The sequence below is a fragment of the Martinezella rhizogenes genome (genome assembly GCF_027460065.1).
GTDB classification, from domain to species: Bacteria; Pseudomonadota; Alphaproteobacteria; order Rhizobiales; family Rhizobiaceae; genus Agrobacterium; species Agrobacterium rhizogenes_C.
Window position 1 is genome coordinate 25717 of record NZ_JAPYZZ010000007.1, and the last position, 11556, is coordinate 37272.

The 11556-nt window shown below is 58.9% G+C and carries 11 protein-coding genes; 3 read left to right on the forward strand and 8 right to left on the reverse strand.

The window, feature by feature from the left end:
- Positions 1 to 58 precede the first annotated feature (58 nt).
- On the forward strand, positions 59 to 1399 hold the full coding sequence (locus O8B93_RS12465) for an MFS transporter (RefSeq protein ID WP_269710335.1): 1341 nt from the start codon (positions 59 to 61) through the stop codon (positions 1397 to 1399).
- A 70-nt stretch (positions 1400 to 1469) separates the two neighbouring features.
- Here O8B93_RS12465 and O8B93_RS12470 read toward each other — a convergent pair whose 3' ends face one another.
- The 5 genes from O8B93_RS12470 to cysG form a co-directional block, all read right to left on the reverse strand.
- Positions 1470 to 2282: a ferredoxin--NADP reductase gene (locus O8B93_RS12470; protein ID WP_269710336.1), complete on the reverse strand. Its 813-nt coding sequence runs from the start codon at positions 2280 to 2282 to the stop codon at positions 1470 to 1472.
- A 148-nt stretch (positions 2283 to 2430) separates the two neighbouring features.
- Positions 2431 to 2937, reverse strand: coding sequence for a DUF934 domain-containing protein (locus O8B93_RS12475; protein ID WP_269710337.1), 507 nt, complete (start codon positions 2935 to 2937; stop codon positions 2431 to 2433).
- Between the two features lie 10 nt (positions 2938 to 2947).
- Complete coding sequence (locus tag O8B93_RS12480; protein ID WP_269710338.1) at positions 2948 to 4618, reverse strand: nitrite/sulfite reductase; 1671 nt, start codon at positions 4616 to 4618, stop codon at positions 2948 to 2950.
- Positions 4619 to 4626: 8 nt separating this feature from the next.
- Positions 4627 to 4941 (reverse strand): DUF2849 domain-containing protein, encoded by a 315-nt coding sequence (locus O8B93_RS12485; protein WP_269710339.1) that lies wholly within the window; start codon positions 4939 to 4941, stop codon positions 4627 to 4629.
- Positions 4934 to 6397, reverse strand: a complete 1464-nt coding sequence (cysG, locus tag O8B93_RS12490; protein ID WP_269710340.1) for a siroheme synthase CysG — start codon at positions 6395 to 6397, stop codon at positions 4934 to 4936. Before cysG ends, O8B93_RS12485 begins: the two co-directional genes overlap by 8 nt.
- Positions 6398 to 6659: 262 nt before the next feature.
- Here cysG and O8B93_RS12495 point away from each other — a divergent pair, with 262 nt between their 5' ends.
- Positions 6660 to 7247 carry a deaminase gene (locus O8B93_RS12495; RefSeq protein WP_269710341.1) on the forward strand — a complete coding sequence of 196 codons (588 nt, stop codon included), beginning with the start codon at positions 6660 to 6662 and terminating at the stop codon, positions 7245 to 7247.
- 75 nt (positions 7248 to 7322) lie between these two features.
- Positions 7323 to 8168: a nucleoside triphosphate pyrophosphohydrolase gene (gene mazG / locus O8B93_RS12500; protein WP_269710342.1), complete on the forward strand. Its 846-nt coding sequence runs from the start codon at positions 7323 to 7325 to the stop codon at positions 8166 to 8168.
- A gap of 21 nt (positions 8169 to 8189) precedes the next feature.
- On the opposite strand, the gene hflX is transcribed toward mazG, so the two are convergent.
- From hflX to trkA, 3 genes are all read right to left on the reverse strand, one after another.
- Complete coding sequence (gene hflX / locus O8B93_RS12505) at positions 8190 to 9629, reverse strand: GTPase HflX (protein WP_269710343.1); 1440 nt, start codon at positions 9627 to 9629, stop codon at positions 8190 to 8192.
- A gap of 92 nt (positions 9630 to 9721) precedes the next feature.
- On the reverse strand, positions 9722 to 9964 hold the full coding sequence (gene hfq / locus O8B93_RS12510; protein WP_003496145.1) for an RNA chaperone Hfq: 243 nt from the start codon (positions 9962 to 9964) through the stop codon (positions 9722 to 9724).
- A gap of 184 nt (positions 9965 to 10148) precedes the next feature.
- Complete coding sequence (trkA, locus tag O8B93_RS12515; RefSeq protein ID WP_405049060.1) at positions 10149 to 11525, reverse strand: Trk system potassium transporter TrkA; 1377 nt, start codon at positions 11523 to 11525, stop codon at positions 10149 to 10151.
- Positions 11526 to 11556: the final 31 nt, after the last annotated feature.

The following is an 11556-nucleotide window of genomic DNA, read 5'->3' on the forward strand; positions in this document are numbered from 1 at the left end:
TCAAAAACATCCCAGATTTATCTTTGTGTCGTGCCAATGCAACCAAATGCGGGCACAGATGTTTCTCGCCAGCCTCGATCAATTTCCCATTCCCTCTTGCATATTTTTCGGAGCATATTTCATGACGACTATCGGCGTTTCTGCACCGCATGGCGGCCTTCCTTCCGGTGGTTTGCCGCGCAGCGGTGGTATCTCAGACCGCACGCTTTTTGCCCTTGCAGCGCTGAATTTTTTCCTCGCCGATGCCCGTGACGGTCTCGGGCCGTTTCTGGATGCATTTCTAGCGACACAGGGCTGGTCTTCGCTCTCGCTGGGCATGATCGCCACGGTCGGCGGCCTCGTCGGCCTGCTTGCCACACCGCTCTGCGGTGCGCTGGTGGATGGCACGACGTGGAAGAGGATGCTGATCGCCATCCCCGTCATTCTCGTGACCATCGGCGCTCTGATCACACTGATCTTTCCGGACGCGTGGATCGTCTGGACCGGCCAGATCATGACAGCTGTGGTCGGCGCCGTGGTCGGTCCGGCCCTTGCCGGCCTCACACTCGGCCTTGTCGGCGAGCGCCTGTTTTCGCATCAGATCTCGCGCAACGAGTTCTGGAACCACGGCGGTAATTTCGCGTCGCTTTTCGCGACTTATGTGGTCGTCACCTTCTTCGGCATGAACGGGATCATCGGCCTGATGCTGCTGACCGCGGCAGGCGCTCTGGTTGCCACGGCGGCCATTGATCCTGCGAGGATAGACCACAAGGTTGCGCGTGGCCTTGCCGAAGACAAGGGAGAGCCCGGGCCATCCGGCATCAAGGTGTTGCTGCACGAGCGCGGGCTGATCTTTCTCGCCATCATTCTGCTGGTCTTCCATTTCGGCAACGCGCCGATGGGCCGGCTGATCGCGCAGGATTTCGCCATCGAACTGCAGACACCCTTCCGCACCACCGCGATCATTACCGGTGTCGCGCAATTCGCCATGATTTTCGTCGCCGCCATGGCGCCATGGCTGATACGCCGTTTCGGTCTTTCCACCGTGTTTATCGTCGCGCTCGTCGACCTGCCCATCCGTGGCCTTCTCGCCTCGGCCTTTACGGATTTCTGGGTCATCTTTCCGGTGCAGTTTCTTGATGGCGTTGGCGCAGGCCTGCTCGGCATTGTCACCCCCGTCGCGGTGGAAAGAATCCTGAAGGGGACCGGCCGTTTTAATGTCGGCCTTGCCAGCGTCATGATGGTCCAGGGCATCGGCGCATCATTCAGCAATGTCGTTGCAGGCTGGCTGGTGACGAAGGGCGGTTATTCGCTGTCGCATCTTGTCGGCGGCGGCATCGCGGCGATCGCGATCGGACTTTTCCTTGTCTATCGCAACGAAATCGCGCCGAAACAGGATGATGAAGGCGCTTCTCGATAACGGCATATTGAAGTGCGCAAACAAAAAGGAGGCCTGACGGCCTCCTGAAATCTTGTAGTCTGTCAGGCATTCAGCCGACGAAAGCGCGTTCGATCACGAACTCGGCGGGCTTGTTGTTGGCGCCTTCGTTAAGGCCGGCCTTTTCAAGCAGTTCCTTGGTGTCCTTCAACATCGCCGAGGAACCGCAGATCATGCCGCGATCAATGGCGGGATCGAGTGCCGGCACACCGAGATCAGCAAACAGCTTGCCGTTTTCGATCAGCGTGGTGATGCGGCCCTTGGAGGGGTAATCCTCGCGGGTGACAGTCGCATAATGCTTGAGCTTGTCGCCGACGATCTCGTTCAGAAATTCGTGATTGCGGATTTCTTCTACCAGATCGAAGCCGTATTTCAGCTCGGCGACGTCACGGCAGGTGTGGGTGAGGATGACTTCTTCGAACTTCTCATAGGTCTCGGGGTCGCGGATCAGGCTTGCGAAAGGCGCGATGCCGGTACCGGTCGAGAACATGTAGAGCCGCCTGCCGGGCGTCAGCGCATCCAGAACCAGCGTGCCTGTCGGCTTCTTGCGCATCAGCACGGTATCGCCAGGCTTGATCGCCTGAAGATGCGAAGTCAGCGGGCCATCCGGAACCTTGATCGAGAAGAATTCCAGTTCCTCGTCCCAGGCCGGGCTGGCGATGGAATAGGCGCGGTAGATCGGCTTTTCACCGACCATCAGGCCGATCATGGCGAACTCGCCGGAACGGAAACGGAAACCGGCCGGACGCGTCATGCGGAAACGGAACAGGTGATCCGTATAATGCTCCACCGACAAAACCGTCTCGGCGTAAACACCGTCGGGTATCTTGATCGCGAAATCTTCCGTCTTGGCTGGCGCGTTCATTTCAGGTTCCGTCCATTCTCATTCGATAAGCGACATTCTCCAACCCGGCAATTATACCATTTTTACCGAGGTTTGAAGGCATGAGAATGTCACAACTGCTATGTACTCAGGAAATATGTATCAAAAAATCATATTTCCGCGCAACGTGTCATGCCGACGCACGACGGCGCCAGCTATAGGCCTCACCGCCCGCCGCCGGCCGGGCCGTCGGCTGGTAATAGACCGGGATTTCCGGCAGGCGATTTTCGGACAGACGGCGGATCGCCGTGTCGTTCGTGACCGCAAAGCTGGTGAAACCGGTTCGCAACATCAGCGGCACCTGGTCGATCAGCACATCGCCCACCGCCCTCACCTCGCCGGCAAAACCGAGGCGGCTGCGCAGGAGCGAAGCGTGGCTGAAACCGCGGCCGTCGTTGAAAGCGGGAAAGCTGATCGCGACAAAGTCGAGACGGTCGAGATATGGCTCCAGCTTGAGAACATCGTCGGCCGGCGTGATAAACACGCCAAGGCCGATATCGTTGCTTTCAGCGGCGCGGACAAGGAAATCGGCGAGCGGCAGCACCAGCTTCTGCTCGGCCGTTGCCTTCACTTCTTCCGTTTCAATCACCCAGGGATCGTTTTCCACGAAGCCGTCGCGGGTCCAGATTTTCGTCATATCCATCTCCTCAGGCAGCTTGGGCGGCGGAACCGTAGAGCGCATCCTTGAAAGGTTGCGGTCCAACGCGGCGATAAGCTTCGAGGAAGTTCTCTTCCTTCGAAAGGCGCAAGCCGAGATAGGTGTCGACGATGGTTTCTACCGCGTCGGTCACTTTTTCCGGCTCGAAGCCACGGCCGATGATCTCACCGATCGAGGTGTTTTCGTCGCCGGATCCGCCAAGCGTGATCTGGTAGAGTTCCGCACCCTTCTTCTCCACGCCCAGAAGGCCGATATGGCCGACATGGTGGTGGCCGCAGGCATTGATGCAGCCCGAAATCTTGATCTTCAATTCACCAATTTCCGCCTGACGCTCCGGCGCGCCGAAACGGGTGGAAATTTCCTGCGCCACCGGAATGGAGCGCGCATTGGCGAGCGCGCAATAGTCCAGCCCGGGACAGGCAATGATATCGGTGATCAGCCCGGCATTGGCGGTGGCAAGACCCGCACCCACCAGCGCCCGATAGACCGGCTCGAGATCAGCCAGCGCCACATGCGGCAGGATGATGTTCTGCTCGTGGCTGATGCGGATTTCGTCGAAGGCATATTCGGCGGCGATATCGGCAACAAGTTCCATCTGCTCGTCGGTCGCATCACCGGGAATGCCACCAATCGGCTTCAGCGAGATTGTCACCATGCCGTAGTCCGGATGCTTGTGCGGCGCGACGTTCTGCTCGACGAAACGGGCGAAACCTCCATCGGCACGCTTCCAGCGCGCCAGGCTTTCCCAGCCTTCGGGTCGATCCGTCAGCGCCGGCGGCGCGAAATAAGCGGTGATGGCAGCAATATCGGCATCCGGCAGCTTCAACTCGGTGTTTTTCAGCTCGGCGAATTCAACCTCGACCTGGCGAGCCAGCTCTTCCGCGCCAGTCTCATGCACGAGGATCTTGATGCGCGCCTTGTATTTGTTGTCGCGGCGGCCATGCAGGTTATAAACGCGCATGACGGCCGTGGTGTAGGACAGGAGATCCTCTTCCGGCAGGAAGTCGCGGATCTTCTTGGCGATCATCGGCGTGCGGCCCTGCCCACCGCCGACATAAACGGCAAAACCGATCTCGCCCTTGTCGTTCTTTTTCAGATGCAGGCCGATATCGTGGACCTGAATGGCGGCGCGGTCGCGCTCGGCACCCGTCACCGCGATCTTGAACTTGCGCGGCAGGAACGAGAACTCGGGATGCACGGAGGACCATTGACGCAGGATTTCCGCATAGGGACGCGGATCGGCGACTTCGTCTGCGGCAGCACCGGCGAAATGATCGGCGGTCACGTTGCGAATGCAGTTGCCGGAGGTCTGCAGCGCGTGCATTTCCACGCTTGCCAGTTCGGACAGAATATCCGGCGTATCGGAAAGCTTCGGCCAATTATACTGGATGTTCTGGCGGGTGGTGAAGTGGCCGTAACCACGGTCATATTTCCGGGCGATATGGGCGAGCATCCGCATCTGCTTCGAATTCAGCGTACCGTAGGGAATGGCGACGCGCAGCATATAGGCGTGCAGCTGAAGATAGACACCATTCATCAGACGCAGCGGCTTGAATGCGTCCTCGGCCAGCTCGCCGGACAACCGGCGCTCCACCTGATCGCGAAACTGCGCCACGCGGCCTTCAACAAATGCGTGATCGAACTCGTCGTAACGGTACATATTCTTCCTCAGACTGCGATAAATGCTGCATCGGCCGGCTTGTAGCCGGTGGCATAGTGCATGGTCGGGCCGGCGGCGCGGATACGCTCGCGAAGCCGCGTCGGCCAGAGCTTGCCGTTCTCTTCCACGACATCGACGATATTGACGTCAACGACCTTGTTGGCGGAAAAATCGCGCTTGCCGATTTCCTCGAACGAGGCCACCGCCTCCGCATGACGAGCGACGATTGCATCCTGCAGCGTCTCGGTCCATTCGCCATTGGCGTCGAGCCAGACGGCAATGCCGTCGCTCAGGCGATTGGCGGTCAAAACCTTGTCAACCATTCACATACTCCCTTTTGAGGCTCGCCGGCTTGACTGCAAGCGCAAGCGCCTCGGATCTGTCGAAATTCGCACCAGCAACCGCATCACCGATGATGACCATGACCGGACCGGTCAGTTCATCGCGATGTTCGAGGTCGGGCAGATCGTTCAATGTGCCATGCAGCAGGCGGCGATCCGCGCGGCTGGCATTCTCGATGACGGCGACGGTGGTTTCGACGCCAAGTCCCGCATCGATCAGCCGCTTGGCCACCGAAGCGGCAACGCTGCGGCCCATATAGACGGCAATGGTGGCGCCGGAGACGGCAAGACGCGCCCAATCAGGCAGGACATCGCCGGTCAGGTCGTGACCAGTGGTGAAAATCAGCGACGAAGCGACACCGCGCAGCGTCAGTGGCAATTCGAAATCCGCAGCCGCGGCAAAGGCGGAAGTGATGCCCGGCACGATTTCATAAGCGATACCGGCCTCGCGCAGCGCTGCCATCTCCTCACCCGCGCGGCCATAGACCAGCGGATCACCGGATTTGAGGCGGACGACACGCTTGCCTTCCTGGCCGAGACGCACCAGCAGGCGGTTGATGTCATTTTGCGACTTGCTATGGCAGCCCTTGCGCTTGCCTACGGAGAGCCGCTCGGCATCGCGGCGACCCATATCGACAATCGCCTGCGGCACCAGGGCGTCGTAGACGATCACATCGGCTTCCATCAGCACGCGCTGCGCACGCAGGGTCAGCAAATCTTCCGCGCCGGGGCCTGCGCCGACCAGCCAGACGCGGCCTTCGCTGCGTTCGGGAGACTGCAGCAGACGGTCAGCCGCCTGACGGGCGGACAGCGTATCGCCAATCGCGACGGCATCCGCGACCGCACCAGAGAAGAAACGCCGCCAGAAATTGCGCCGCAGGGCACCCTTCGGCACGTTTTCCTCAGCCGCATCACGATACTGCACCGCAAGACGCGCGAGTTTGCCGAGCGATGGCGACAGCATCTGGTCGATGCGGGCGCGGATCATCTGGGCGAGAACCGGCCCTGCCCCTTCCGTGCCGATGGCAATGGCAACTGGCGCGCGGGCAACGAGTGCAGGCGTGAAGAAGTCGCAAAATTCGGGCTGATCCACCGCATTGGCGGGGATTTTCTTCGCACGTGCTACAGAGACGATTTCACGATCCAGCGCTTCATCGCCCGTTGCGGCGAACACGAGGGTGGCGTTGTCAACCAACAGGCTGGCGAAGGCCAGAGCACGGTGATCGATACTGTTTTCGCTGATGTAACGCGCAAAATCCGCTTCCGGCTGATCGGCATAAGCAACGATATGGGCGTTGGTATTGGCGAGCAGCCTCACCTTCGCGAAGGCTTCGTCGCCATTGCCGAAAACGGCAACCTGCCGGCCCTCCACCCGGAAGAAAGCGGGGAAGGTTGAAAGGCGGTCGCCAGCAGCGGAAAAATCATGTTCGTTGTGCATTGGACATATATCCCGCATTGCGGCGCAAGATTGAAGAAACAGAAATTCAAGCCTTTCCGGGACCTGGATTTTTATTTCTCGAAGACCCCGGTTTTGGAGGAAAACAAACCGGCGAGGATTTTTCGAGCCTTGGCGGGGCCTCAGAATCCCCGCGGAATCCCTTGACAAAGCAGGTGCCCGCGCCGAACAAGGAATGACAATCACCTGTCGATTTCTCCATGCGAAGACCGCTTTCCTGAAAGCGGCACGAAGGATCAGACCCTTGACCAGCCAGCCGCTCGCCGCCCGCCTCCTCGATGTCATCGAACACGAGATCCTACCCCTGACTGTCCGCGGCGTCAGTCTCGGTAACAAGGTTTTCGGGGCGGCGATCCTGCGCAAATCGGACCTGTCGCTCGTCGTTGCCGAGACCAATAATGAGCTGGAAAATCCGCTCTGGCATGGCGAAGTGCATACACTGAAGCGTTTTTACGAGCTGGGCGAAAAGCCGAATACCAAGGACCTGATTTTCCTCTCCACCCACGAACCCTGCACCATGTGCATGTCCGCCATCACCTGGGCCGGTTTCGATAATTTCTATTCCTTCTTCAGCCACGAGGATTCACGCGACGCTTTCGCGATCCCGCATGACCTGAAAATTCTCAAGGAAGTCTTTGGGCTGGAACCGGGTGGATATCGCCGCAGTAACGCCTTCTGGAATTCTTTCTTCATCGCCGATCTGGTGGAAGGCGAAGACGATGCGCTGAAAACCACGCTGAAGGCCCAGACGGCCCGCATCAAGGCCGCTTATGATGATCTCTCCACCAGCTACCAATCATCCAAGAGCGACAACGATATTCCGCTGAATTAAGCATTTCCAGGGAAAACTGCGTAGCGGTTTTCCGTTCGGACAATACGTAAAACTAAAAACGAAGGTTTAGATACGATGGAAGCCTCGAAGGATATTTCCCGCCTGATCGAGATCATGGAGGCGCTGCGTCAGCCGGAAACCGGCTGCCCCTGGGATGTCGTGCAGACCTTCGAGACGATCAAGCCCTATACGATCGAAGAGGCCTATGAGGTTGCCGATGCCATCGAGCGCAAGGATATGGACGATCTTTGCGATGAGCTGGGTGATCTTCTGCTGCAGGTGGTTTTCCACGCCCGCATCGCCGAGGAACGGGGTGAATTCGCCTTTGGCGACGTGGTGCACGCTGTCACCTCGAAGATGATCCGCCGCCATCCGCATGTCTTCGACGTCTCCGATGCCGATACGCCTGACAGCGTCAAGCTGCAGTGGGACCAGATCAAGGCCGAGGAGAAGCGTGAAAGGGCAGAGCGCCGTGCACGGCGGGGCATCACCGAAGATTTCAAGGCCGGGTTTCTGGGCGGCGTGCAGCGCAGCCAGCCGGCGCTGACGGAGGCTTTGAAATTGCAGGAGCAGGCCGCCCGCGTCGGTTTCGACTGGTCTGACCCGGCGCCCATCCTCGACAAGATCGAGGAGGAAATCGCCGAACTGCGCGAGGCGCTGGCGGAGGGAAAGCCGGAGAAAGTCTCTGACGAACTCGGCGATCTGATCTTCGCCCTCGTCAATATCGGTCGCCACGTCAAAGCCGATCCGGAAGATGCCCTGCGCGGCACCAATACGAAATTCCGTAGACGTTTCAATCACATCGAGACATCGCTCAGCGACAATGGCGAGACGTTGAAAGAGGCGAGCCTCGAGAGGATGGAAGATTTGTGGCAGGCGGCGAAACGGATCGAGCGTTCGCTTGATACGGTTTTGCCCTGATTATTTGATGAACGGGAGCGCTCAGCGTTCCCAGTCTTCCCGCTCGCGACCGGCCGTCTTTCCAAGCTTCCGTTCGAGTTCAACAGCCTGCGCTTCCGACAGGCGAACATCCAGCGCAACCGATCCGTCCTCGTGATCTTCACGATTGTCGACGATGGAATTGCTGTAAACCCAGGATATCAGCGGCAACTGCTCCACGGAAAGAACCACGGTGGTTTCCGTCAGCACACCGGACAGGCGCTTTGAAATCTCGTCCATAAGGGCATCGACGCCCTCACCCGTGATTGCGGAAACGGCGCGGATATCCGAGCGCCCTTCGGCGCGCTCAATGATGGCGTCGTGTGCTTCCGGCTCCAGACGGTCGACCTTGTTCCAGACCTCGATGATACGCTTTTCGGCTTCCTTCTCATCGATACCGAGATCGCCAAGAATACGCAGAACATCCGCAGACTGGGCGGCATTATCAGGATCCGACATGTCACGAACATGCAGAACGAGATCGGCCTCCAGCACCTCTTCCAGCGTCGCGCGGAACGCGGCGACGAGATGTGTCGGCAGGTCGGAAATGAAGCCCACCGTATCCGACAGGATGACGGTTCGGCCATGCGGCAGCTTCATGCGGCGCAATGTCGGGTCGAGTGTGGCGAACAGCATGTCTTCCGCCAGAACACCCGCACCGGTGATGCGGTTGAACAGCGTGGATTTGCCGGCATTGGTGTAGCCAACCAGTGCAACGATCGGATGCGGCACCTTGCGGCGCTTGGCACGGTGAAGCTGGCGGGTACGCACCACCTGCTCCAGCTCCTTTTCGAGCTTTACGATGCGATCCTGCAGCAACCGTCTGTCGGCCTCGATCTGGGTTTCGCCCGGACCACCCATGAAGCCTGCACCACCGCGCTGCCGTTCAAGGTGGGTCCAGCTTCTGACCAGGCGGCCCTTCTGGTAGTTCAGATGCGCAAGATCGACCTGCAGCGTGCCCTCCTTGGTGGAGGCGCGGCGGCCGAAGATTTCAAGGATCAGGCCGGTGCGGTCGATGACCTTGGCGTTCCACTGCTTTTCGAGATTGCGCTGCTGCACCGGGGTGAGCGGATGGTCGACAATCACCAGACCGGAATCGGTTTCATCCAAGAGATGACCGATTTCCTCGATCTTGCCGGTTCCGAACAGGGTTGCGGGACGCGGCTGGTTGACCGAAACGACGAGCCCCTGGGTCACCTCGAGATCGATGGCAAGCGCCAGACCCTTCGCTTCCTCAAGCTTGGCTTCGACGGAACGGCCGGGAGCAGCCGGGCCTGCCGCCGCGTCACGATTTTCGCGCTGCTGCTTGAGAACGGGCACAAGAACAACCGCGCGCATGTCGTCGCGGCGCTTTTCCTGCTCCGGAATGATCGATTCGTTCGAGGTGTCGCGTGTTGAAATGGGTTCGGCCTTATCCAGAAAGAATGTTACGGCCGACCGCATCCGCGCGGGCGGCCATGGAGATTAACCTGACGGGACCGGAAATGTTCCGATTCAGGTCAGTCTCTGTCGAAGATACCGTTAAAGGAGCCTGATCAGGCCGCGCCTTCTTCGCTCTCGAACATCTGCATCGGCTGGCCGGGCATGATGGTGGAGATTGCATGCTTGTAGACCAGCTGCGAGTGACCATCGCGGCGCAGAAGCACGCAGAAATTGTCGAAGGAGGTGACAACGCCCGTCAGCTTGACGCCGTTGATCAGGAAAATCGTGAGCGAAATCTTTTGCTTACGAACGGTATTGAGGAAGAGATCCTGAAGGTTTTGAGAACGTTCCGCCATGGCGCCGCTTCTTTCTTTATTGCCGGCAGGGATACCGGAAAATAATCAATCAATAATAAGCCGGCCGAGTCTTGTCCCCCGCTTGGCCGACCTCAAACTCTGGTATCAAATCATGTTCCGTTCCGCAACGGCGAAAACAGCCAAATGAGTACGAGTATTGACCCGCATTTTCGATTCGGGACAGTCAAAAATATTGTATCGAAACACGGAAAAGTTGTTCCACATCCCGCACCGCATCGGCGGAGGCAAACAGCACGACGCGATCCTTCGCCTTGATTTTCGTGCTGCCATCCGGGCGGATCACCACACCGTCGCGATAGATCGCGCCAATGCGCACGCCATCGGGCATATCGATATCGCGAAAAGACTGACCGACCAGCGGCGATGTTTCCAGCGCTTCCGCCTCGATCACCTCTGCCGAACCGCGCTGGACGGCGTAGACCGAACGTATACGGCCTTTGCGCACATGCTGTAGCACGCGTGAGATCGTGACGGCGCGGGGGTTGATATAGGCATCGAGTCCCAGCGAGCGGGCGACATCATGGAAGGAGGTGCTGTTCAGCAGCGCCAGGTTCGATTTGCAGCCAAGCTGCTTGGCGATCACGGCGGCTAGAATGTTGGTCTGGTCGTTATTGGTGAGCGTGACGATCAGGTCTGCATCCTGAATATCCGCCTGCATCAGAATTTTCTGGTCGAGGGCCGAGCCATGCATGACGATGGTGTGGCTCAGCTGTTCGGATGCGGCAATCGCCCTGTCGCGATCGGCCTCGATGATCTTCACGCGCGTTTTCGGCTGCATTTCCTCGATCTTGTGCGCAACGAAATGGCCGATATTGCCGGCGCCTGCAATGACGATGCGCTGCGCTTCCTGCTCTTCATGGCCGAAGAGGCTCAATGTGCGGCGGGCGTGCTGGCGCTGGCAGATGACATAGGCAAGGTCGCCCACCCGCAACTGCTCGGAGGAATGCGCCACCTTGAGAAGGCCGTTACGATAGACACCCACCACCGTGGCGACGAGGTCCGGAAACAGGCTGGAGAGCTGCTGCAGCGGCGTGTTGATGACGGGGCAATCTTCCATGCATTCGATGGCCAGCATGTAGATCGTATCTTCGGCAAAGCGCACCACATCGGTGGCGCCCGGAAAGGCGATGCGGCGAAGCACCATCTTCCCAACTTCAACTTCCGGGGAAATCGTCACATCGATGGACATGTTTTCGCGGCTGAAGAGATCGGCATATTCCGGCTTCAGATAGCTCTGGTCGCGGATACGGGCAATCTTGGTCGGCACGCTGAAGAGTGCATGCGCCACTTCGCAGGCGACGATATTGATCTCGTCATGCAGCGTTACCGCGATGATCATGTCGGCCTGATCCGCACCGGCCTTGGCCAGCATGTCTGGATGGGCGCCGTGACCGACATAACCGCGCACATCCAGCGTCTCGGTAATGGCGGTGATTAGCGGCGCGGCCGTATCGATCACCGATACCTCATTGTCCTCCCGCGACAATTGTTCGGCGATGCCGTAACCCACCTGCCCTGCGCCGCAAATGATGACTTTCATGCTGTCTCTCTGACGGAATAATCGGTTGCGG

Excerpts from the sequence above, each read along its gene's own strand:
- cysG (WP_269710340.1), bottom strand. The coding sequence starts at position 6,397 with ATGCACAACGAACATGATTTTTCCGCTGCTGGCGACCGCCTTTCAACC.
- hflX (WP_269710343.1), bottom strand. The coding sequence starts at position 9,629 with ATGCGGTCGGCCGTAACATTCTTTCTGGATAAGGCCGAACCCATTTCA.
- O8B93_RS12470 (WP_269710336.1), bottom strand. The coding sequence starts at position 2,282 with ATGAACGCGCCAGCCAAGACGGAAGATTTCGCGATCAAGATACCCGAC.
- hfq (WP_003496145.1), bottom strand. The coding sequence starts at position 9,964 with ATGGCGGAACGTTCTCAAAACCTTCAGGATCTCTTCCTCAATACCGTT.
- trkA (WP_405049060.1), bottom strand. The coding sequence starts at position 11,525 with ATGAAAGTCATCATTTGCGGCGCAGGGCAGGTGGGTTACGGCATCGCC.
- mazG (WP_269710342.1), top strand. The coding sequence starts at position 7,323 with ATGGAAGCCTCGAAGGATATTTCCCGCCTGATCGAGATCATGGAGGCG.
- O8B93_RS12480 (WP_269710338.1), bottom strand. The coding sequence starts at position 4,618 with ATGTACCGTTACGACGAGTTCGATCACGCATTTGTTGAAGGCCGCGTG.
- O8B93_RS12465 (WP_269710335.1), top strand. The coding sequence starts at position 59 with ATGTTTCTCGCCAGCCTCGATCAATTTCCCATTCCCTCTTGCATATTT.
- O8B93_RS12475 (WP_269710337.1), bottom strand. The coding sequence starts at position 2,937 with ATGACGAAAATCTGGACCCGCGACGGCTTCGTGGAAAACGATCCCTGG.
- O8B93_RS12485 (WP_269710339.1), bottom strand. The coding sequence starts at position 4,941 with ATGGTTGACAAGGTTTTGACCGCCAATCGCCTGAGCGACGGCATTGCC.